This is a genomic window from Streptacidiphilus pinicola, from assembly GCF_003258295.1.
Taxonomy (GTDB): domain Bacteria; phylum Actinomycetota; class Actinomycetes; order Streptomycetales; family Streptomycetaceae; genus Streptacidiphilus; species Streptacidiphilus pinicola.
Map to the genome: position 1 here is coordinate 48,868 of NZ_QKYN01000029.1, position 21,835 is coordinate 70,702.

At 70.4% G+C, this 21,835-nt stretch carries 20 protein-coding genes; 7 read left to right on the plus strand and 13 right to left on the minus strand.

Annotated features, from left to right (window positions below):
* Positions 1-321: 321 nt before the first annotated feature.
* Together DN069_RS07405 and DN069_RS07410 are read right to left on the minus strand one after the other, a co-directional pair.
* Positions 322-573 carry a WhiB family transcriptional regulator gene (locus DN069_RS07405; protein ID WP_030257455.1) on the minus strand — a complete coding sequence of 84 codons (252 nt, stop codon included), beginning with the start codon at positions 571-573 and terminating at the stop codon, positions 322-324.
* Between the two features lie 335 nt (positions 574-908).
* Positions 909-1,865 (minus strand): diacylglycerol/lipid kinase family protein, encoded by a 957-nt coding sequence (locus DN069_RS07410; protein WP_111500044.1) that lies wholly within the window; start codon positions 1,863-1,865, stop codon positions 909-911.
* 108 nt (positions 1,866-1,973) lie between these two features.
* On the opposite strand from DN069_RS07410, the gene DN069_RS07415 reads away from it, so the two are divergent.
* Positions 1,974-2,399 carry a hypothetical protein gene (locus DN069_RS07415; protein WP_111500045.1) on the plus strand — a complete coding sequence of 142 codons (426 nt, stop codon included), beginning with the start codon at positions 1,974-1,976 and terminating at the stop codon, positions 2,397-2,399.
* A 25-nt stretch (positions 2,400-2,424) separates the two neighbouring features.
* Here DN069_RS07415 and DN069_RS07420 read toward each other — a convergent pair whose 3' ends face one another.
* From DN069_RS07420 to DN069_RS07435, 4 genes are all read right to left on the minus strand, one after another.
* Entirely contained in the window at positions 2,425-3,498 is a 1,074-nt protein-coding gene (locus DN069_RS07420) for an RNA polymerase sigma factor SigF (protein WP_424556261.1), read from the minus strand.
* Positions 3,499-3,526: 28 nt separating this feature from the next.
* Positions 3,527-3,940 (minus strand): ATP-binding protein, encoded by a 414-nt coding sequence (locus tag DN069_RS07425; protein ID WP_111500047.1) that lies wholly within the window; start codon positions 3,938-3,940, stop codon positions 3,527-3,529.
* A 234-nt stretch (positions 3,941-4,174) separates the two neighbouring features.
* Complete coding sequence (locus tag DN069_RS07430; RefSeq protein WP_111500048.1) at positions 4,175-4,645, minus strand: GNAT family N-acetyltransferase; 471 nt, start codon at positions 4,643-4,645, stop codon at positions 4,175-4,177.
* A gap of 30 nt (positions 4,646-4,675) precedes the next feature.
* A complete protein-coding gene (locus tag DN069_RS07435) occupies positions 4,676-4,945 on the minus strand; it encodes a UBP-type zinc finger domain-containing protein (protein WP_111500049.1) in 270 nt (89 codons plus the stop codon).
* 55 nt (positions 4,946-5,000) lie between these two features.
* Between DN069_RS07435 and DN069_RS07440 the strand changes: the two genes are divergently transcribed.
* The 3 genes from DN069_RS07440 to DN069_RS07450 all read left to right on the plus strand — a co-directional run bounded on the left by DN069_RS07440 (position 5,001) and on the right by DN069_RS07450 (position 10,197).
* Positions 5,001-6,602, plus strand: a complete 1,602-nt coding sequence (locus DN069_RS07440; RefSeq protein WP_111500079.1) for a Na+/H+ antiporter — start codon at positions 5,001-5,003, stop codon at positions 6,600-6,602.
* Between the two features lie 112 nt (positions 6,603-6,714).
* Complete coding sequence (locus DN069_RS07445; protein ID WP_111500050.1) at positions 6,715-7,938, plus strand: FAD-dependent monooxygenase; 1,224 nt, start codon at positions 6,715-6,717, stop codon at positions 7,936-7,938.
* Positions 7,939-8,271: 333 nt separating this feature from the next.
* On the plus strand, positions 8,272-10,197 hold the full coding sequence (locus DN069_RS07450; RefSeq protein ID WP_111500051.1) for a putative Ig domain-containing protein: 1,926 nt from the start codon (positions 8,272-8,274) through the stop codon (positions 10,195-10,197).
* Positions 10,198-10,324: 127 nt separating this feature from the next.
* Here the strand turns inward: DN069_RS07450 and DN069_RS07455 are convergent, their stop codons facing one another.
* Positions 10,325-10,879 (minus strand): maltokinase N-terminal cap-like domain-containing protein, encoded by a 555-nt coding sequence (locus tag DN069_RS07455; RefSeq protein ID WP_111500052.1) that lies wholly within the window; start codon positions 10,877-10,879, stop codon positions 10,325-10,327.
* Positions 10,880-11,010: 131 nt separating this feature from the next.
* The gene (sodN, locus tag DN069_RS07460; RefSeq protein WP_042365147.1) at positions 11,011-11,406 is read right to left on the minus strand and encodes a superoxide dismutase, Ni; all 396 of its coding nucleotides are present in this window, start codon (positions 11,404-11,406) and stop codon (positions 11,011-11,013) included.
* A 197-nt stretch (positions 11,407-11,603) separates the two neighbouring features.
* Between sodN and sodX the strand changes: the two genes are divergently transcribed.
* Positions 11,604-12,065, plus strand: a complete 462-nt coding sequence (gene sodX / locus DN069_RS07465) for a nickel-type superoxide dismutase maturation protease (protein WP_279387881.1) — start codon at positions 11,604-11,606, stop codon at positions 12,063-12,065.
* A 21-nt stretch (positions 12,066-12,086) separates the two neighbouring features.
* On the opposite strand, the gene DN069_RS07470 is transcribed toward sodX, so the two are convergent.
* Positions 12,087-12,656: a CGNR zinc finger domain-containing protein gene (locus tag DN069_RS07470; protein ID WP_111500053.1), complete on the minus strand. Its 570-nt coding sequence runs from the start codon at positions 12,654-12,656 to the stop codon at positions 12,087-12,089.
* Positions 12,657-13,151: 495 nt separating this feature from the next.
* Between DN069_RS07470 and DN069_RS07475 the strand changes: the two genes are divergently transcribed.
* Positions 13,152-14,345: an NAD(P)-dependent malic enzyme gene (locus DN069_RS07475; protein WP_111500054.1), complete on the plus strand. Its 1,194-nt coding sequence runs from the start codon at positions 13,152-13,154 to the stop codon at positions 14,343-14,345.
* A gap of 111 nt (positions 14,346-14,456) precedes the next feature.
* Positions 14,457-15,419 (plus strand): zinc-binding dehydrogenase, encoded by a 963-nt coding sequence (locus tag DN069_RS07480; protein ID WP_111500055.1) that lies wholly within the window; start codon positions 14,457-14,459, stop codon positions 15,417-15,419.
* Between the two features lie 147 nt (positions 15,420-15,566).
* Here DN069_RS07480 and DN069_RS07485 read toward each other — a convergent pair whose 3' ends face one another.
* The 4 genes from DN069_RS07485 to DN069_RS07500 form a co-directional block, all read right to left on the minus strand.
* Complete coding sequence (locus DN069_RS07485) at positions 15,567-16,529, minus strand: helix-turn-helix transcriptional regulator (protein WP_111500056.1); 963 nt, start codon at positions 16,527-16,529, stop codon at positions 15,567-15,569.
* Complete coding sequence (locus tag DN069_RS07490; protein WP_111500057.1) at positions 16,526-17,434, minus strand: DUF4097 family beta strand repeat-containing protein; 909 nt, start codon at positions 17,432-17,434, stop codon at positions 16,526-16,528. The genes DN069_RS07485 and DN069_RS07490 overlap by 4 nt, the downstream gene beginning before the upstream one ends.
* 118 nt (positions 17,435-17,552) lie before the next feature.
* Positions 17,553-17,735, minus strand: a complete 183-nt coding sequence (locus DN069_RS07495; RefSeq protein WP_111500058.1) for a DUF6104 family protein — start codon at positions 17,733-17,735, stop codon at positions 17,553-17,555.
* A 90-nt stretch (positions 17,736-17,825) separates the two neighbouring features.
* The gene (locus DN069_RS07500) at positions 17,826-21,626 is read right to left on the minus strand and encodes a multifunctional oxoglutarate decarboxylase/oxoglutarate dehydrogenase thiamine pyrophosphate-binding subunit/dihydrolipoyllysine-residue succinyltransferase subunit (RefSeq protein WP_111500059.1); all 3,801 of its coding nucleotides are present in this window, start codon (positions 21,624-21,626) and stop codon (positions 17,826-17,828) included.
* Positions 21,627-21,835 lie beyond the last annotated feature (209 nt).

Consider the following 21,835-nt stretch of genomic DNA (forward strand, 5'->3'; position numbering starts at 1 on the left):
GGACGGGGGCCCTCCTGCTTGTCCCCGAGATGTCCCTGAGAACGAAGCGAGGCCCTGCCGAACGGGGGGGAGGTTCGGCAGGGCCTCTGAACCTGCTCCGGCCGTCGGGGGGAGTCGGCCGGAGCAGGGGCTCTGTGATGACAGTGGCGCTCCGTGCACGGCACGGGCGACTGCCCTCGGCTCCGACGGTATCAAATCCTCGGGGCCGTTGAGCAATGCACAGGTGTGCATTGCTTTGGAAAGTGCTCACCCTGCGCTCACGGCGGGCACTTGATCAAGGGCTGATCAGAAGGTGGAACGGTGGTGCGGTGACTCTTCGTGTCAGGCGGTGCGGGCACGGTTGCGGGCGGCGCGGCGCTTCATCGCACGACGCTCGTCCTCGCTCATGCCGCCCCAGACACCGGCGTCCTGGCCCGTCTCCAGCGCCCACTGGAGGCAGCTCTCCATGACCGGGCAGCGACGGCAGACGGCCTTCGCCTCCTCGATCTGGAGCAGCGCGGGCCCGGTGTTGCCGATGGGGAAGAAAAGCTCGGGGTCCTCTTCCCGGCAGACAGCGCGGTGGCGCCAGTCCATCTTGTCCAACTCCTCTAAACGGCGGGGGTGTCCCACCAGCGTCAATGGCAGCTTGTGAATGTGAACGCTTTCACGAACCCGATGGCAGGCACAGGGCCGACACGTGAGTCGGCGCACGGATGCTCGCGGCGTTGCGGGGTGGATTCGGGCGACTCAGGCGGTCTCCGTTACGGACCGTCCCGATCGCCATGTAAAGGTTCGCAAACCTCGACCCGGGATACAACCCCCTTCGGGTAGGAAATTTTGAATCGTCGGTGTCGCTTGGGTCACACCCTGTACTTCGATGGAGTGAAGCGGTGCGTGCGTTCGAGAACAAGGCCAAACGGCCCTCGCGTTCACACAATCACACGCAGTGCCCGAGATACGCCTGTGAAGCTGATGGTGTTCCGCTCTCCAAGGTGGTCCCCATCGACCTGGAACGGCAGCGGTTCCTGCGAATGCAAGGTGAATTCGGCGAGATCGTGGTAAGCGACCACGTGTTTGCCGTGCGGGCCCGCGCCGGTCGAGTCGAGCAGCTGCGGGATCGTGCGCAGGGTCTGAACGAGTGACATCCGGGTCATGCCGAAGAGGTCCAGGCTCGTGTCGAAACCGGCCTCCGGGGAGGCGTACACCGGCCGGTTCCCCAGATACGTCCACGGCGAGGTGTTGGAGACTATCGACACCGCCAGGCCCGGAACCGGGTCCATCCCGTCGCTACTGAACGTGATCGGCCCGTTGCGCCGGTTGCGGCCCTCCTCGAAGAACTGCCGCCAGGCCTGGCCGACATAGAGGGCGTGCGTCGAGCGCCGCCCGTCCCGCCGCGCCTGCTCGACCCGGCCCACCACGCCGGCGTCGAAGCCGAAGCCGGCGGTGAAGGTGAACCACCGGTCGGGGAGCCCCTGTCCGCCGGAGCGGCCCAGCGAGATGGAGCGCTGCCGCGGACTCTCCGGCCGGCTCAGCGCGTCCAGCAGCACGCCGGTGGCCTCGACCGGATCGTTCGGCAGACCGAGCGCGCGGGCGAAGACGTTGGTGCTGCCGCCCGGCACCACCGCGAGCGCGGGCAGGTGTTCGCCGGGGCCGTCGTGAAGCAGGCCGTTGACGACCTCGTTCACCGTGCCGTCGCCGCCGAGCGCGACCACGACGTCGTGCGTCTGCTCCCGCGCGGCCTCCCGCGCGAGGTCCCGCGCGTGGCCCCGGTACCCGGTGGCGACGACGTCCAACTTCAGGTCGTTGGCGAGCGCGTGCGCGAGGACGTCTCTGGTCCGTCCACTGGTGGTGGTCGCTTTGGGATTGACGACCAGGAGCGCACGCATGGTGGTAAGCGTACCTACGGGCGCCCGCCCCGAACCTCCTCGGGGCGGGTCGCGTGGTGGCCCGCGCCCCCGGGCCGTGGGCCGCAGGGCACGAGCTAGCCTGGAGGCGTGACTGCCGATGCCGCTCTGCCCGCCGCCACCGCGCCCCTGCGTCCGAGGACGCTGACCGCCGGGGCCTGGTTCTCCATCGCCCAGGGCGTCGTGATCGCCGCCTACGGCGTGTACGTGATGGTGGCCCCGCTCACCAGCACCACCAAGACCGGCATCGGGATGACCGAGTTCGCCGGCGGGCTGCTGCTGCTCATGGGCCTGCTCCCGCTCGCTGCGGGACGCGCGCTGCTGCAGCTGAAGAAGTGGGGACGCAGCCCGGCCGTCATGGTCGACACGTTGTGCCTGGCGGTCGCCTACTTCACGTTCCAGAACGGCGGCGCCTTCATCGCGCTCGGCGTCGCCGTGGGGCTGGCCGGGATCGCCGGGATCGTCCTGCTGCTGCACCCGAGGACCACCGCAGCGCTGTGGCCCTCGGGTCAGTGACCGGCCTCGGTGACCGGCCGGGGACTCACTCCTCGATGAGGAGCTTCTCCCGCAGCTGAGCCAGCGTCCGGGCGAGCAGCCGGGAGACGTGCATCTGCGAGATGCCGACCTCGGCCGCGATCTGGGACTGCGTCATGTTCCGGAAGAAGCGCAGCACCAGGATCCGCTGCTCGCGCTGCGGCAGCTGGGCCAGCAGCGGCTTGAGCGACTCGCGGTACTCGACGCCCTCCAGGGCGTCGTCCTCCGCGCCGAGGGTGTCGGCGACGGCGGGGGACTCGTCGTCGGTGTCCGGGACGTCGAGCGAGAGCGTGCTGTAGGCGTTGGCGGACTCCAGACCTTCGAGCACCTCCTCCTCGGAGATGCCCAGGTGCTCCGCCAGCTCGTGCACGGTCGGCGAGCGGCCGTGGCGCTGGGAGAGCTCGCTGGTGGCCGTCGTCAGCGACAGGCGCAGCTCCTGCAGGCGGCGCGGCACGCGGACCGCCCAGCCCTTGTCGCGGAAGTGGCGCTTGATCTCGCCGACGATGGTCGGGGTCGCGTAGGTGGAGAACTCGACACCACGCTCCGGGTCGAACCGGTCCACCGACTTGATCAGGCCGATGGTGGCGACCTGGGTCAGGTCGTCCAGTGGTTCGCCGCGGTTGCGGAACCGGCGGGCCAGGTGCTCGACCAGCGGGATGTGCATGCGCACCAGCTGGTTGCGCAGTTCCACCCGCTCCGGGGAGCCCTCGGACAGCTGTGCGAGCCGCACGAAGAGCGCGCGGGCGGCCTCGCGGTCGGGCGCGCTGTGGCGCTGCGGCGCGACCGTGCGCGCACCGCCGGGACCCCACGGCTCGGCCGGCTTCTCGGGCTCGCCCTCGGCGTCGGCCCCGCCCACGGCGTCGGCCTCGTGCAGCTCCGGCGCGTCGTCGGTGTCGAGCTCGAAGCCGGCCGGCCCGTCGCCGGCGGGCCGTGCCTGCTCGGCCTCGGGGGCCGGGCGGGCGTCGGCGCGCTCGGGGTCGTCCGCGAACACCCTTGCCTCCGTCTGCTTCTGGTTGCCGGCATCGGCCTGTGCGGGCACGTGGGCCCGGCTCGCGCCGGGCCGGTGGTTGAGGTCTCTCACGACGATCCCCCGCTCCCGTATCCTCGCGTCACGGCTGGCCGGGGCCGGCCCCGCGCTTCTTGTGCAGGCTGATGGTCACCGTCTTGTCCGGCTCGACGGTCGACTCGACCTCGCCGGCCAGCGCTGAGAGCACCGTCCAGGCGAAGGTGTCACGCTCGGGCGCCCGCCCGTCCGTGGTCGGGGCCGAGACGGTCACCTTGAGCGAGTCGCCGACCAGCATGAACATGCAGCTGAGCACGGAGCCGGGCACGGCCTGCTGGAGCAGGATCGCGCAGGCCTCGTCCACTGCGATGCGCAGGTCCTCGATTTCGTCAAGTGTGAAGTCGAGCCGCGCCGCGAGTCCGGCCGTCGCGGTTCGCAGAACCGAGAGGTAGGCGCCCGCCGCGGGAAGTCGGACCTCGACGAAGTCCTGCGCGTCGGGCTCGCCGTCGATCTGGGACACCCTCACCTCCGAGCTGTTCCGTGCCGTGCTGTGCGTGTGTGGCTGAATGCCGCCGTGACCGGTGACGCTACCGCGATCGCGAGCGCCATGTCGCCCATCCGGCGACCCCGGGCCTTCCGGTGACTCATAGTAGGTCCCCATATACGCACCGTGGCAATGGTGGTGGCGAAATCAGGAGAAAACACTTGCCCGCCGGACCAGGTCCGCCCGGCTGCGGGTGCTCCCCCTGACATCTCAACGCCCCAGCGCCGCCAGAGAATCCCCGCTGAGCCGGTGGACCGTCCACTCGTCCATGGCCACCGCGCCCAGCGAGCGGTAGAAGGCGAGCGACGGCTCGTTCCAGTCCAGCACCGACCACTCCAGGCGGCCGTAGCCGCGCTCGACGCAGATCCGCGCGAGCTCCGTCAGCAGCGCCTTGCCGTGGCCGCCGCCGCGGGAGTCCGGGCGGACGTAGAGGTCCTCCAGGTAGATGCCGTGCGTGCCGGTCCAGGTGGAGAAGTTGCGGAACCAGAGCGCGAAGCCGACCGTGCGGCCCGACTCGTCCTCGGCGACGTGCGCGAACGCCGCCGGGTGGGCGCCGAACAGGGCGTCGTGCAGCTGCTGCTCGGTGGCCCTGGCCTCGGCGAGCGCCTTCTCGTACTCGGCGAGCTCGCGCACCATCGCGTGGATCTCGGGGATGTCGGCGGGAACAGCGGTTCGGATCATGTCGGAAAGCCTAGGCGACCGCGCCGACGTTCAGACGAGCCGCTGGTCCTCGTAGCACCAGCGCCAGCTCTCGCCCGGTTCGTGGCTGCGCATGACGGCATGGCCGGTCTGCCGGTGGTGCTCGGTGGCCCAGCGCCCGGGGGTGGAGTCGCAGCAGCCGACGTGTCCGCAGTGCAGGCAGAGCCGCAGCGCGACGGGGCGCTGGCCCAGCTCCGCGCAGTGCCGGCACCCGTCCGTCACCGGCGCGGGCTCGGGGTCGGGCAGCTCGGCGAGGTGCGGGCAGGGGCGGGAAGGGGACATGGCCTCCAGGGTACGGGGCGTGCCCCGTCACGTGTGGTTCTGTGACCCCATGGCCATGAGCAGTCCCAGCGCCCTCTTCGTCTTGGTCGCGGGCTCCACCGCCGTCGCGGGGATCGCCCGCCGGTACCGGTTGTCCGCGCCGCTGCTCCTCGTGGTGGCCGGCCTGCTCGCCTCCGAGCTGCCCGGCGTGCCGGACTACTCGCTCGACCCGGCGGTCGTGCTGCCGCTGGTACTGCCGCCGCTGCTGTACACCTCGGCCCAGGAGGCCTCCTACACCAGCATCCGGGCCAACCTGCGCCCGGTGGTGCTGCTCTCCGTCGGCTACGTGCTGTTCAGCACCGTCGCGATGGGTCTGATCGCCCATGCGCTGATCCCCGGGATGCCGCTCGCCGTCGCGTTCGTGCTCGGTGCGGTCGTCGCCCCGCCCGACGCGGTGGCGGCCACCGCGATCGCGCGCCGGGTCGGGCTGCCCGCCCAACTGGTCTCCATCCTGCAGGGCGAGAGCCTGGTCAACGACGCGACCGCGATCACCGCCTACCGGGTCGCGATCGCGGCGGCGGTGGGGGAGGGCTTCTCCTTCGGCAGCGCGGTCGGCGAGTTCCTGCTGGCCGCGCTGGGCGGGACCGCGGTCGGGCTGGTGCTGATGTGGCCGCTGCAGTGGCTGCGGGTGCGGCTCGGCGACCCACTGCTCAGCAACACCTTCTCGCTCCTCGTCCCGTTCGCCGCGTACGCGGCGGCGGAGGCCTTCCATGCCTCGGGCGTGATCGCGGTCGTGGTCGTCGGCCTCTACCTGGGCCACTACGCGAACTGCGTCGACTTCGCGCTGCGGCTGCAGGAGGAGGCGGTCTGGCGGATGGTCTCGTTCGTCCTGGAGTCCGCGGTCTTCGCCCTGATCGGTCTGCAACTGCCGGTCGTGGTCCGGCAGTTGAACGGCTACTCGGTGGGCCGGCTGACGCTGTGGTCGGTGGTACTGCTGCTCGCGCTGATCGGGCTCCGCTTCGTCTGGTGCTGGCCGGCGACGTATCTGCCCAGCATGCTCAGCCGCCGTATCCGGGAACGCGAGGGGCGTCCTCCGTGGACGCGCCCCCTCGTCGTCGCCTGGGCCGGCATGCGCGGCGTCGTCTCACTGGCCGTGGCCTTCTCGATCCCCGAGACCACGCACGACGGAGCGCCGTTCCCGGAGCGGGACCTGCTGCTGTTCCTGGTCTTCGCGTTGGTCATCGGCACGCTGCTGGTACAGGGCCTGACGCTGCCTTCGCTGGTGCGCCGGCTGCCGATCCCGGAGCGGGACCGGGCCGCGGAGACGCTGCGCGAGGCCCAGGCCCAGTACGAGGCCTCAACGGCGGCCGAGGCACGGCTGGACGAGCTGCTGCGGGATCCGCGCAACCGGGTCCCCGAGGTCCTGGAGTCCCGGCTGCGTCGCCTGCTGGACCGGCGGCGCAACGCCGTGTGGGAACGCATGGGCGCGCCGGTCCACGAGGAGACGGGGGAGTCGGTGGACTCCGCCTACCGGCGCCTGGCCCGCGAGGCCCTGGACGCGGAGCGCCGGGCGCTGGTCGCCCAGCGCGACACCGGCCGGGTCGACGACGAGCTGCTGCGCAGGCTGGTGCGGCGACTGGACTTCGAGGAGGCGCTGATGGAGCACACCGAGGAGTGACCTCGGGGACAGTGCCCGGTGCGTGCGCGGTCAGGGCGCGGTCAGCGGTGGGGGTGAGTCTCGTTCCTGTGAGCGCGGCGGACCCCGCGGCGCCCGGGACGAGGAGCCTGCCATGAACGCCACGAAGAAGATCCTGATTTCCGGTGCCAGCATCGCCGGACCCGCGCTCGCGCTGTGGCTGGGGCGGTGCGGTCACGACGTCACGGTGGTGGAGCGGGCCGCGGCGTTCCGGGAGGGCGGGGGTGCGGTCGACTACCGGGGCCGGGTGCACCGCACGGTGCTGGAACGGATGGGCGTGCTGGAGACGCTGCGCGGGCTGGACACCGGGATGGGCGAGCAGGCCCTGCTCGACGAGAGCGGCCGCGAACTCCTGCGGCTCCCGGCCTCGTTCATGAGCGGCGAGCTGGAGGTGACCCGCGGCGACCTGGCCCGGACCCTGTACGAGGCGAGCCTGCCGGTCGCCCGCTACGTCTTCGGCGACTCGGTCCGGACGCTGACCGAGCACGCCGACGGTGTCGTCGTCGAGTTCGAGCACGGCCCGACCCAGGAGTTCGACCTGGTCGTCGGCGCGGACGGGATCCACTCCACGACCCGGAGGCTGGCCTTCGGGCCGGAGGAGCGGTTCCGCCGGGACACCGGCTGGTGCGTGGCGACGTTCTCCACCACCGCGCCGGCCCACCTGGGGCTGCGCAACAGCGGGGTGATGTGGAACGACCCGGGCCGGATGGTCGGGCTGTCCAACCTGCTGGGCGAGGACGGCGCGATGCTGGTCTTCCACGCGCCGGGCCTGGAGTTCGACCACCGCGACACGGCCCGTCAGCGGGCGATCGTCCGCGAGCACTACGCGGACGCCGGCTGGGAGGTGCCCTCGGTGCTGCCCTCGGCGGCGACCGCGTCGGACTTCTACTTCGACTCGATCAGCCAGATCGTCATGGACCGCTGGTCCCGTGGCCGGGTGGTGCTGCTGGGCGACGCGGCCTGGGCGCCCGCGCCGGGCGGGATGGGCAACGGGCTGGCGGTCGTCGGCGCCTACGTTCTGGCGGGGGAGCTGGCGACGGCCCCGGACCACGCGACCGCGTTCGCCCGCTACGAGGAGCGGATGCGCCCTTATGTGGCGAAGTGCCAGAAGCAGGGCGCGGGCGCGGGACGTTTCCTGGCGCCGGTCACCGGGAAGCAGGTGAAGCAGCGGAATCGGGCCTACCGTATGCTCTGCCACCGAACGATGCGTGCGCTGTTTGAGCGGATGACGGTGAAGGCCGCCGAGGCGATCGAGCTGCCCGCGTACGGGCTTCCCACGCTGAACCGTCCGACAGTTGGGGTTTTCCCACAGTCGTGAACGAATCCTCAATCCCCCAGCTGGGGGAAGCACAAACCACCGAACGGCGGGCTACGCGCGTCATAGCGCGCTGAGCTCGCCGTTTGTTCATCTTCCGGCCCTGTGGGCGTCGGGATCCTGTGAATTGCCTATTGACCGGGATTCTTCAATCCTGGTTTGCTTTCGCCCCAGGTCGATCGGCAACCACCACAAGTGGTGACAGCATGCCAATTCTCTTGTGTGCGCTTTGAGTTGGAGCGGAATGCCCCGATTCGACCTGCGAGTTCTCCCAGGGCATGCGGACGCGTCCCCAGTCAACACCTGCGTCCGCGACGAGAGAGGATCACTCCCCACATGCGCAACACCCGCTTCAGAGGCGCGGCCATCGCCGGTGTCGCCTCTATGTCCCTCGCTGCGGCCGGGCTCGCGCTCGCCGCCGCCCCGGCGCAGGCCTCGGGCGGTCACCGCCAGGTCTCCGGCATGGCGCACCACAACGCCGCCGCGGTGGACTCCAGCACGGTGAACAACGAGTTCGACCCGTACGCCCCGTCGATCAACGCCAGCAAGGCCCCGGGCGTCAAGCAGTGGGAGGCCAAGCAGCGCCAGCTGCGCGCCACCCGCGCGACGGCCGCGGCCACCGGCCAGGAGACCCTGTCCTACGGCGGTGGCGTCGACGGCATCGGCGTCCAGAGCGGCCACTCCAAGGTCTACCTGGTGTTCTACGGAACCCAGTGGGGCACGCAGAGCACCGACGGCAACGGCAACCTCAAGTTCACCGGCGACTCCGCCGGCGCCGCGAGTGCCGCCCAGCAGATGTTCAAGGGCATCGGCACCAACGGCGAGACCTGGTCCGCCGACCTGACCCAGTGGTGCGACGGCCCGAACGTGGCCTCCGGCGCGGTCAGCTGCCCGAGCAACGCCAACTTCATCCCGTACCAGAGCGGCGGCGTGCTGTCCGGCGTCTGGTACGACAACGCGGGTGCCTCGCCGGCCCAGGCCAGCGGCAACCAGCTGGCCCAGGAGGCCATCAAGGCCGCCGGCCACTTCGGCAACACCTCGGGTACCGCCAACCGTGACGCGTACTACGTCATCCTGTCGCCCCACGGTGTGAACCCGGACGACTACGAGAACCCGACCACGGGTTACTGCGCCTGGCACGACTGGAACGGTGACACCACCCTCACCGGCGGTGCGGCGAGCTCGCCCTACGGCGACATCGCCTTCTCCAACCAGCCGTACAACATCGACCAGGGCGCCAACTGCGGCGTCGGCTTCGTGAACTCGCCCGGCACCACGGACGGCTTCACGATGACCCTCGGCCACGAGTGGCACGAGATGATGTCGGACCAGAACCCGGCCGGCGGCTGGACCAACCACGTGTCCGGCAGCTCCTACAACGGCCAGGAGAACTCCGACGAGTGCGCGTGGCTGAAGCCGGGCACGGCGGGCGGCGCGGCCAACGTCTCCTTCGGCTCCTTCGGTAGCTACGCCGAGCAGGCCAGCTGGTCCAACGACACCAACAGCTGCGCCATCACGCACGCCATCCTGAACCACGGCAGCACCGGCAACACCGTCACGGTGACCAACCCGGGCACGCAGACGGGCACCGTCGGCACCGCCGCCTCGCTGCAGATCAGCGCCTCCGACTCGGCCTCGGGCCAGACGCTGACCTACTCCGCGACCGGTCTCCCGGCCGGCCTGTCGATCAACTCCTCGACCGGCCTGATCTCCGGCACTCCGACCGCCTCCGGCACCTCCTCGGTGACGGTCACGGCGACCGACTCCACCAACGCCACCGGCAGCACCTCCTTCAGCTGGACCGAGAACAGCTCGGGCGGCACGGGCGGCGGCGTCACCAACGGCGGCTTCGAGTCGGGTTCCTTCACCGGCTGGACCACCACCGGCAACGCCACGGTCATCGCGGGTGCGGCCCACTCCGGCAGCTACGGCGCGATGCTCGGCTCCACCAACCCGAGCACCACGTCCACGGCGGCGCAGACCTTCACCGCGCCGTCCGGCAGCAGCCAGCTGTCCTTCTACTACAGCAACAACTGCCCGGACACGGTCAGCTACGACTGGGCCACGGCGACGCTGAAGGACAACACCACCGGTACCACCACCACGGTCCTGACCAAGACCTGTGACCCGAGCGGCGCCTGGAACCAGGTCACCTCGTCCGTCACCGCGGGTCACAGCTACACGCTGACGCTGACCAACGTGGACGACAACTACCCGGGTGACCCGACCTACACCTACTACGACGACGTCACGGTGTCCTGATCACCCTGACTGATCGTTGACTGAGGCGACGAAGAAGTCGCCGAAGCGCGCGAGCGGAGACCGTCCGGGGGGCGGCCTCCGCTCGCTGCTTTGTTGCACTGTTCTCTGTTGCTCTGTGCGGAGTGGTTCAGGCGCGGACCAGTACGCCGCGCACCGGCGTCCCGTCCGCGAGGGTCCAGTCGGCGGTGACGGAGCCGAGGGCGTCCGCGGGCGCCGGGCCCGGGCGCGGGACGCGCACGATCGCCACCGTCGGCTCGGCCGGAGCGCCGGCTGCCAGCTCTCCGCTCACGGACGGGTCCGGGGTGTCGCTCTCCCCCTGCATCTGCGGCACCGTCTCGCCGCGCAGCAGCGCGCTCAACTGGGCCTGCAGCACCGGGTCGTGGACGCCGTCGTAGAGCCAGCGGGTGCCCAGCACGCCGTGCTCGCTGGTGCCGATCAGCGCCTGCTCCGCGCCCTTCAGCGGCGCGCCGCGGTACGTCATCGGCACGTGGTAGGTGAGCGGACCGTCGGTCACGACCATGAACTCGATCCCGACCTCTCCGGCCGGGTCGTCCAGCCGGAAGCCGCCGGCCCGGCGCAGATCGGTCGTGCCGTCCCCCTGGTACCAGGGCTGCCGGGGCAGCCACTCGGCGAGCAGCTCCAGCTTGGTCGGGGTCATCGTGGTGTGGTGGATCAAGGCCATACAACTGCTCCTCTGTTCCTTTGCCGAAACAGCAGAGGGCCCGGCCGGATCGTCGGCCGGGCCCTCACGCATGAGCGCCCTGAGCTGCGCGAGGACCGCCCTCGCACAGTTCTGGGATCAAGGCCCTGGGATCAGGCCTTCTTGGTCTCCCAGAAGATCTTGTCGATCTCGGCGATCAGGTCGAGCGCCTTCTGGCCCGTCGCCGGGTCCGTGGAAGCCTTGGCGGCGGACAGCGCCTTGAGGGTGTCGTTCACCAGCTGGTGCAGCTGCGGGTACTTCTCGAAGTGGGGCGCCTTGAAGTAGTCGCTCCACAGCACCGAGACGTGGTGCTTGGCCATCTCCGCGCGCTCCTCCTTGATGACGGTGGCGCGGGCGCGGAAGTGCGGGTCCTCGTTGGCCTGGTACTTCTCCTGGACGGCCTTGACGGACTCGGCCTCGATACGGGCCTGGGCCGGGTCATAGACGCCGCAGGGCAGGTCGCAGTGAGCGTGGACGGTAACCCGCGGAGCAAAGAGCCGAGAGAACATGGGAGTCCTTCCTGTGATCGTCTTCCCAGGAGGAGGTTACCGCCGAAAGCGTGCCGCTTCGCGTCCACCCCGGGGGCTTAGGACAAAGGTCGTAGCAGTCCGGTGAACGATGGTGGACTTGACCTCCGCTCTTGCGAAGATGGAAGGCGGACGGAGCGGCGATCGGACGAGCTAAGGCATGGGCGAGGTTGACGGGGATGGCCGAGCGTATGGGTGACCGCGACGCGCAGGCGCAGGCGCAGCTTCAGGAACCCCCGGAGGGGGGACCGGTGACCGGGAAGTTCGGGGTGCTGCTCGTCGACGGGCCGTCGATGGCCCCCACACTCGCCCACGGTGACCGGCTGCTCTGCCACTACGGCGCGCGGGTGCGGGCGGGCTCCGTCGTGGTGGCCCAGCACCCGCTCCGTCAGGACCTGCTCGTGGTCAAGCGCGCGGTCGAGCGCCGCGCCACGGGCTGGTGGCTCCTCTCGGACAACAGCGCGGTCGAGAGCGACAGCCGCGACTACGGCCCCGTCCCCGACGCCCTCATCCTCGGCCGCGTCCTCCTCCGCTTCACCCCGAAGCCGGCCTGGCTCGCCCCACCCCCCTGGTGCCGCGCCGCGCTCCGCGCGATGCCGTACGGCATGGCCCGCAGATTCGGCGACTTCCGCAGGGCCTGAGCTTCTGCGTCGACCTGTCGGCTACGCCGACGCGGCCTCGCGCTTGCGGGCCCGGTAGGCGGCGACGTTGGCGCGGGTGGCGCAGCGGTCGCTGCAGTAGCGGCGGCTGCGATTGGTGGAGGTGTCGAGATACGCGTTGCGGCAGGGCGCCGCCTGGCAGATGCCCAGGCGGTCCACGCCGTGCGCGGTGAGGTGCATGGCCAGGCCCATGCTCGCCAGCGCGGCGTACAGCGCGGTCGCGGTCGGGGCGTTCTCCGCCAGGTGCATGTGCCACAGCGGCTGGCCGCTGTCGTCCAGGTGGTCGTGCCCGGAGATGATCGGGCTGACCGGGAACTCGATCAGCAGGTCGTTCAGCACGTCCACGGCGTGCGTCTGCTCGCCCTCCGCCGCCGACTCGAAGACGCCGCGCAGCCGCGCCCGGACCCCGCGCAGGCGGGAGACGTCCGCCTCCTCCGCCAGCTTCACGCCCCGGCCGCCGGGGCTGAACAGCCGGCGGACCTCCTCGACGCTGGTCAGGGCGTCCTTCCCGCGCTCCGGCTCCTCGGTGTTGACCAGCCGGACGGCGAAGTCCGCATAGGTGGTGAGTTCCATGGTCGTCGTCCTTGCGCCGGGGGAGACTGGAGAGAGCCAGGGTAATGAGTCTTGCCGCTACCAGGGTATTACGCTTCCGGGGTGTGTGTGATGTACCCGACCGAAAGCCGAAACCTGCCCGGCTGCCCACCACAGGCCGAGCTGTGCCAAAATCGGCACACGGGTGACCCCCGTCAGTCGAGCAGGCCCACCGGTTCGGGACCGATCCGGTGGTGCGGGCGACCGGAAGCCAGGACAGCGCTCCGGATCGGCACGCACCATTCGCACTCCGGCCGCTCGCCGTTCGCTCTTGAGTGCTGTTCTGCACCGTTGTGTGTGGACGTGGTCCGTTCGTGCGGGCGGATCTCACGACACAACGGAGGAGACAGCCCCCTCTACCGGGACAAAAAGACGAAGCAGCGGCGGCTCAGCCCGGACTAGTGTCGAGAACGGCACGGAACCGGAACAAGCACCAGCTCACTCAAACCCTCAAAGAACGACGACGAAGAGGTCCTCGTGGCAGCCGAGATCATCAGCCCCCGCTCCATCGACCAGGAGCCGCTCGACCCCGCCTTCGCCCTGCACCGCGGCGGCAAGATGGAGATTCGTGCGACGGTTCCGGTCCGTGACGCGGACGACCTTTCTCTCGCTTACACCCCCGGCGTGGCCCGTGTCTGCACCGCCATCGCCGAGCAGCCTGAGCTGGTCAACGACTACACCTGGAAGTCCAAGGTGGTCGCCGTCGTGACCGACGGCACCGCGGTGCTGGGCCTCGGCGACATCGGTCCCGAGGCGTCCCTTCCGGTCATGGAGGGCAAGGCGATCCTCTTCAAGCAGTTCGGCGGCGTCGACGCCGTGCCGATCGCGCTGGCCACCAAGGACACGGACGAGATCGTCGAGACCGTGATCCGTCTCGCGCCGTCCTTCGGTGGGGTGAACCTGGAGGACATCTCCGCCCCGCGCTGCTTCGAGATCGAGCGCCGCCTCAAGGAGGCGCTGGACATCCCGGTCTTCCACGACGACCAGCACGGCACCGCCGTGGTCACCCTGGCCGCGCTGCGCAACGCCGCCAAGCTGACCGGCCGCACCCTGGCCGACCTGCGCGCCGTGATCTCCGGCGCGGGTGCGGCCGGCATCGCCATCGCCAAGATCCTCGTCGGCGCCGGCATCGGCGACGTCGCGCTCTGCGACCGCAAGGGCGTCGTCCACGTCGGCCGCACCGACCTGACCGACGTCAAGCGCGAGATCGCCGAGCTCACCAACCGCGGCGGGCTGACCGGCTCGCTGACGGACGTGCTGGAGGGCGCGGACGTCTTCATCGGCGTCTCCGGCGGCACGGTGCCGGAGGAGGCCGTCGCGAAGATGGCCAAGGACTGCTTCGTCTTCGCCATGGCCAACCCGAACCCCGAGGTGCACCCCGACGTGGCGCACAAGTACGCCGCGGTCGTGGCTACCGGTCGCTCGGACTACCCGAACCAGATCAACAACGTGCTGGCGTTCCCGGGCATCTTCGCCGGCGCGCTCCAGGTGCGGGCCTCCAGCATCACCGAGGGCATGAAGATCGCCGCGGCCGACGCGCTGGCCCAGCTGGTCGGCGAGGAGCTCTCCGCGGCCAAGGTCATCCCGAGCCCCTTCGACGAGCGCGTCGCCCCGGCCGTCACCAAGGCCGTCGCCGAGGCCGCCCGCGCCGAGGGCGTCGCCCGGATCTGACGCACCCTCTCCTCAGCGGAGCTACGAGGCGCTTTTCTCGCCCGTCACGGAGCCATAGATCACACTGTGGCGTGGTTCCGTGGCGGGCGAGCGCGGTTCTAGGGTCGGAGCATGTTCGCCGCCTATGCCGCACGTATCGCACCGGACGACCCGCTCAGCGGCCTGGAGCTCGGGGAGCGTCCCGAGCCGGAGGCCCGGCCCGGGTGGAGTGTCGTCACCGTCAAGGCCGCCTCGCTCAACCATCACGACCTGTGGTCGCTGCGCGGCGTCGGGCTGCCCGCCGAAAAGCTGCCGATGATCCTCGGGTGCGACGCCGCGGGCGTCGACGAGGACGGCAACGAGGTCGTCCTGCACTCCGTCATCGGCCAGACCGGGCACGGCGTCGGGCCCAAGGAGCCGCGGTCGATCCTGACCGAGCACTACCAGGGCAGCTTCGCCGAGAAGGTCGCCGTGCCGACCTGGAACCTGCTGCCGAAGCCCGCCGGGCTCTCCTTCGAGCAGGCCGCGTGCCTGCCGACGGCGTGGCTGACGGCGTACCGGATGCTCTTCACCAACGCGGGCGTGAAGCCCGGCGACACCGTCCTGGTGCAGGGTGCGGGCGGTGGCGTGGCCACCGCGCTGATCGTCCTTGGCAAGGCGGCCGGCCTGCGGGTCTGGGCCACCAGCCGGGACGAGGCCAAGGGCGCCCGCGCCGTCGAGCTGGGCGCGGACGCCTGGTTCCCCAGCGGCGCGCGCCTGCCCGAGCGGGTGGACGCCGTCATGGAGACCGTCGGGGCGGCCACCTGGTCCCACTCCATCAAGTCGCTGCGCCCCGGTGGGACCCTGGTCATCTCCGGTGCCACGAGCGGCCCCAACCCGCCGGCGGCGGAACTGACCCGGATCTTCTTCCTGGAGCTGAAGGTGGTCGGCTCGACCATGGGCACCAAGGAGGAGCTGGCCGGGCTGCTGTCCTTCTGCCAGACGGCGGGCGTGCGTCCCGTCATCGACTCCGTCCTCCCGCTGGCCGAAGCCCGCGAGGGCTTCGCCCGGATGGAGAAGGGCGACGTCTTCGGCAAGATCGTCCTCACGCCGTAAGTTGCACTACCTCAGGGGCGCGAGGCTCTGCCGATGTGCGGCTCCGCCGCGCGGGCGCGAGCAACCATCGGTGTGCGGATGGCCCTGGATGCTGGGGACCATCCGCACGCGGGTGGCTTGTCGCGCAGTTCCTCGCGCCCCTGAGGGTTACCGTCGGCGCAGGCGCGCGGCGGCGTCGGCGAGGACCGAGCGGGCGTGCTCCAGCGAGTCCCTCGTCACGCCCGTGTCGCGCGCGGCGTCGCGGACCTCGTCGCGGAAGCGGTCCAGGAGAGCGCTCAGCTCTCGCAGTGGCTCGCCCTGGGGGTCGACCGTGGTCCACGGCGGAAGGTCCTGCGGGGTGACGTCCTGCGGGCTGGCGTCCTGCGGGGCGCCGTTGCCCGGCGGCGGAGCCGCCTGGCTCCAACGGGACGGGTCCGCAAGGCCGCTGAGGGTCCTGGTCAGCTCGGAGAGCCCCTCCGACAGGCCCGAGGGCCAGTCCCCGCTGCGCACGTGCGCCTTGATCTGCTCGCCGATCCGCTGTGCCTCGCGCCGGGCCTGCTCGCGCACCGCGCGAGCCTGCTCCTTGGCCTCGCGGGCCTCCTCCCTCGCGGAGCGGGCCTGTTCCTTGGCCTCCCGCGTCTGCTCCTTGGCCTGTTCCTTGGCCTGGCGCCACTCCTCCTTGGCGCGCTGCCAGGACTCGCGGTCGGTGCGCCAGGAGTCCTCGCCGAAGCGGACCTGACGACGCGACTCCCGGGCGGCGCGTCGCATCTCCTCGCGCAGGTCCTGCGCGGAGTCGCGGACGTCCTCGCGGATCTGGTCGGCGAGCTGGGAGACGGAGTCGTGGATCTCGGCCTCCAGCTCGGCGAGTTCGGCCGCGCGGGACTCCAACTCGGCGTGGCCGGCCGGGGTGATCCGGTAGACCTTCCGGCCGCCCTCCATCGAGTGCTCGACGAGGCCCTCCTGCTCCAGCTTGGCCAGCCGGGGGTAGACGGTGCCGGCGGAGGGGGCGTAGAGCCCGTGGAAGCGCTCCTCCAGCAGGCGTATCACCTCGTAGCCGTGGCGCGGCGCCTCGTCCAGGAGCTTGAGCAGGTACAGGCGCAGGCGCCCATGGGCGAATACGGGGCGGCTCATGCCTCGTCAGCCCCCTTCTGGTAGTCGATCGGGAGGGGGGTGGACGGCTTGGCGTCCTCGGGTGTCGCGGACTGCGGGCCGTCGTCCTCGTCCGGGCGGCGCAGCACGGCCACGGAGCCGGAGACGGTGGTGATCTTCAGACGGCTGGTGCCCGCGCCCAGCGTGCCGGTGATGCGCTTGGCGCCCCAGGTGCCGGAGACCTGCAACTGGTCGAAGGAGGAGGAGACGGAGCCGCTGGTGGTGTCGGCCCGGACCTGCGTGTCCGCCGGAGCGGGGATGCGGACGGCCACCTCGCCGGAGACATTGGTGAGCTCCACGTCGGCGGCCGCCGGACGGTCGAGGTCGACCGTCATCGCGCCGCTGACGCTGTTGGCCTTCAGCGCGCCGCTGGTTCCGGCGAAAACGGTGAGACCGCCGGAGACAGTGTTGATCTTAAGCCCTCCGGAGGTGCCGTGGGCCTCCACATTGCCGGAAACCGTGTTGGCGTCGACCGGGCCGCTGACCCGAACCAGCGTCACGTCGCCGCTGGCGGTGTTCGCGTGGACCCGGCCGGCGATGCCGGACACGACCGTGTCGGAGGAGGCCGCGCCGACCTCCACCTCGACGCCCGCGGGGACGACGAGGGAGACCACGGCCCGGCGCTTCTGCCGCCAGCCGTCGATCCAGCGGGTGAGCTGCTTCCACTGGAAGTCCTTCCACTGGAGATCCTCGTACGTGATCAGCAACTCCCCGTCGTCCAAGGTGATCTCCAGCGGGGCGCCGTCGATCTCCGAGACCTCCAGCCGGGCCGGCGCCTCGCCGGCCACGACGTTGACCGCGCCGGCGATCGTGCGCACCTTGACCCGCCGCACCGGCTCGCCGAAGGTGATCTTCTGCGGCGCGCTGACGGTCCACTTCTCGGCCATGCCTGACTCCCCGATACGACGACTGAACGACCTGTCGCTATTCACGATATATCGCGCAGGTCGAGAGTCAAGCTATATCGCGAATCTCAGGGTCGCGTCAGGGTCCTCCCCTACGCGTCTACTCGTCCTCGTCCTCGTCGTCGAGCCGGGCCAGCCAGGTGGCCAGCCGCTCGACCGGCACCTCGAACTCGGGGTTGAGGTCGACGAACTCCTGCAGCCGGTCGGCCAGCCAGTCGAAGCTGACCTCCTCCTCGCCGCGACGGCTCTGCAGTTCCTCGATGCCTCGGTCGGTGAAGTACATCCAGTTCTCCCAAACGGAGGGCCCGGCCCCGCGCGAACGCGAGACCGGGCCCGTCGATACTGCCCTCAGGCTACGTCAGAGCGAGCCGCGTCAGAGCGAGAAGACCTCGTCGACCAGCGCGGCCTGCTCGGCGCCGTGGCGCTTGGCCGAGCCGACCGCCGGGGCCGAGGAGGCCGGGCGGGCGACGCGACGCAGCCGGCCGCGGTCCGCGGAGGGACCGACGACGACGTCGAGGTGGTCCACCAGGTTGAGCGCGATGAAGGGCCACGCGCCCTGGTTGGACGGCTCCTCCTGCGCCCAGACGTACTGGACGTTGGTGCCGTAGCGCTTGAGCTCCTCTTGGAGCTCGGCGACCGGGAGCGGGTAGAGGCGCTCGACGCGGACAATCGCCGTGTCGGTGATGCCACGCGCCGTGCGCGCCGCCTCCAGGTCGTAGTAGAACTTGCCCGCCGTGATGACGACCTTGCGGACGTTCGCCGGGTCGACCGTGGAGTCGCCGATGACCGGGCGGAAGCCGCCGGACAGGAACTCCTCGGTCTTGGACGCCGCGGCCTTGTTCCGCAGCATCGACTTCGGGGTGAAGACGATGAGCGGCTTGTGGTGCGGGTTGTGCGTCTGCCAGCGCAGCAGGTGGAAGTAGTTCGACGGCAGCGTCGGCATGGCGACCGTCATGTTGTTCTCCGCGCACAGCTGCAGGAAGCGCTCCGGGCGGGCGGACGAGTGGTCCGGGCCCTGGCCCTCGTAGCCGTGCGGCAGCAGCAGGGTGACGCCGGAGGTCTGGCCCCACTTGGTCTCCGAGGAGGAGATGAACTCGTCCACGACGGTGGAGGCGCCGTTGACGAAGTCACCGAACTGGGCCTCCCACATGACCAGCGCGTCCGGACGGGCCAGCGAGTAGCCGTACTCGAAGCCCATCGCCGCGTACTCGCTGAGCAGCGAGTCGTAGACGGTGTAGCGGGCCTGGTCGTCCGTCAGGTACAGCAGCGGGGTGTAGTCCTCGGCGGTCTTGTTGTCGACCAGCACCGCGTGGCGCTGACCGAAGGTGCCGCGGCGGCTGTCCTGGCCGGCCAGGCGGACCGGGTGGCCCTCCATCAGCAGCGAGCCGATGGCGAGGGTCTCGCCCATGGCCCAGTCGATGGTGCCGTCCTCGACCATGGCGGCGCGGCGCTGCAGCTGCGGCAGCAGACGCGGGTGCACGGTCAGCCAGTCCGGCAGCGCGACCTGGGACTCGGCGATGCGCTTGACCATCTCCTGGGAGATGCCCGTCTGCACCGCGACCGGGAAGGTCGCCTGCGGACGCTCCGAGACCGCCGGGGCCGGCACCGAGGAGGCCTCGCGGACCTCGGTGAAGACCTTCTCCAGCTGGTCCTGGTAGTCCTTGAGCGCCTGCTCGGCCTCCTCCAGGGTGATGTCGCCGCGACCGATCAGGCCCTCGGTGTAGAGCTTGCGCACCGAGCGCTTCTTGTCGATCAGCTCGTACATCAGCGGCTGCGTGAACGACGGGTTGTCGGCCTCGTTGTGACCGCGGCGGCGGTAGCAGATGAGGTCGATCACGACGTCCTTGTGGAACGCCTGGCGGAACTCGAAGGCGAGCCGCGCGACGCGGACCACGGCCTCCGGGTCGTCCCCGTTGACGTGGAAGATCGGCGCCTCGACCATGCGGGCCACGTCGGTGCAGTAGGTGCTGGACCGGGAGGCCGTCGGCGCGGCGGTGAAGCCGACCTGGTTGTTGATGACGACGTGCACGGTGCCGCCGGTGCGGTAGCCGCGCAGCTGCGACATGTTCAGGGTCTCCGCGACGACGCCCTGGCCGGCGAAGGCCGCGTCACCGTGGATCTGGACCGGCAGCACGTCGAACGAGTCGCCGGCCTTGTCGAGGACGTCCTGCTTGGCGCGGGCGATGCCCTCGACGATCGGGTCGACCGCCTCCAGGTGGGAGGGGTTGGCCGCGAGGGAGACCTTGATGGTCTCGCCGTCCAGGCCGGTGAAGGTGCCCTCGGAGCCGAGGTGGTACTTCACGTCGCCGGAGCCGTGCATCGACTTCGGGTCGAGGTTGCCCTCGAACTCGCGGAAGATCTGCGCGTAGGACTTGCCGACGATGTTGGCCAGCACGTTGAGACGACCGCGGTGGGCCATGCCCATGACGGCCTCCTCGAGGTGGGCCTTGGCGGCCGAGTCGAGGATGGCGTCGAGCAGCGGGATGACGGACTCGCCGCCCTCCAGCGAGAAGCGCTTCTGGCCGACGTACTTGGTCTGCAGGAACGTCTCGAACGCCTCGGCGGCGTTGAGGCGGCGCAGGATCCGCAGCTGCTCCTCGCGCTCCGGGCGGTCGGTGCCGCGCTCGACGCGGGCCTGGATCCAGCGGCGCTGCTTCGGGTCCTGGATGTGCATGTACTCGATGCCGACGGTGCGGCAGTACGAGTCGCGCAGCACGCCGAGGATGTCGCGCAGCTTCATCATGGTGTGGCCGGCGAAGCCGCCCACCGCGAACTCGCGCTCCAGGTCCCACAGCGTCAGGTCGTGCGCCTGGACGTCGAGGTCCGGGTGCTTGCGCTGCTTGTACTCGAGCGGGTCGGTGTCGGCCATCAGGTGGCCGCGGACGCGGAAGGAGTGGATCAGCTCCATCACGCGGGCGGTCTTGTTGACCTCGTTGTCGTGGGTACGGGCGACGTCCGTGGCCCAGCGCACCGGCTCGTAGGGGATGCGCAGCGACTCGAAGATCTTGTCGTAGAACTCGCCCTTGCCCAGCAGCAGCTGGTGGATCGTGCGCAGGAACTCACCCGACTGGGCGCCCTGGATGACCCGGTGGTCGTAGGTCGAGGTGAGGGTCATCACCTTGGAGACGCCCATGGCGGCCAGGGTCTCCTCGGCGGAGCCCTGGAACTCGGCCGGGTACTCCATCGAGCCGACGCCGAGGATGGTGCCCTGGCCGGGCATCAGGCGCGGGACGGAGTGGACGGTGCCGATGCCGCCGGGGTTGGTCAGCGAGCAGGTGACGCCGGAGAAGTCGTCGACCGTGAGCTTGTTCTGCCGGGCACGGCGGACGATGTCCTCGTAGGCCTGCCAGAAGCCGAAGAAGTCGAGGGTCTCGGCGTTCTTGATCGCCGCGACGACCAGCTGACGGTCGCCGTTCGGCTTGGTCAGGTCGATCGCCAGGCCGAGGTTGACGTGCTCGGGCTTGACCAGGAAGGGCTTGCCGTCCTTCTCCTGGAAGCCGTGGTTCATCGCCGGCATCGCCTTGATCGCCTGGACCATGGCGTAGCCGATGATGTGGGTGAAGGAGACCTTGCCGCCGCGGGCGCGCTTCAGGTGGTTGTTGATGACGATGCGGTTGTCGATCAGCAGCTTCGCGGGGACGGCGCGGACGCTGGTCGCGGTGGGCATCGAGAGCGAGGCGTCCATGTTCGCCACGATGCGGGCGCTGGGGCCCTTCAGTGCGACGAGCTCGGGTCCTGACGGGGCCTCGGCGGCGGCGGTCACAGTGGTGCTGTCCTTAACGGTGTCGGCAGGTTGGGCCGGGGCGGCGGCGCGCGGGGTGGGCGCGGGCGCTGCGGGCTTGGTCGGCGGAGCGGCGGGAGCCGCGGCGGCTGCGGGAGCCGGGGCGGGTACCGCTGCCGCTGCCGGGGCCGCGGGCGCCTTGGGCGTCGCGGTCACGGCGACGGCGGGAGCACCCGGGGCCGGGGCGGCTGCGGTCGTCGGCGCACCCGGGGTGTGGGTGTGCTTGTAGTCGGCGAAGAAATCCCACCAGGCCCGGTCGACCGAGTTCGGGTCCTGGAGGTACTGCTGGTAGATCTCGTCCACGAGCCACTCGTTGGGGCCGAACGCGGCTCCGGGGCCGGCGTCGGCCGTAGTGGCAGGCGAAGTGTTCGAGTTTGGGGACTGTGGAGACACGGCGGCAACCGCCCTCTTCCGCTTCCGTGTGAATGGTGGACAGCGGGTAGTAAGGCTACGCCTCCGCCGCACGTCCGCGCAGGTCCCGCAGACCAAGCGTCGCCCAGATCACAGTCCGGTCGCAAACATTGGCCGGAAAGCGAGGTTAGAACTCGGGCGTGGACGGGGAGAACGAAGGGCTGTTCGTGCGGCCCGGGGGTGGCAAATCG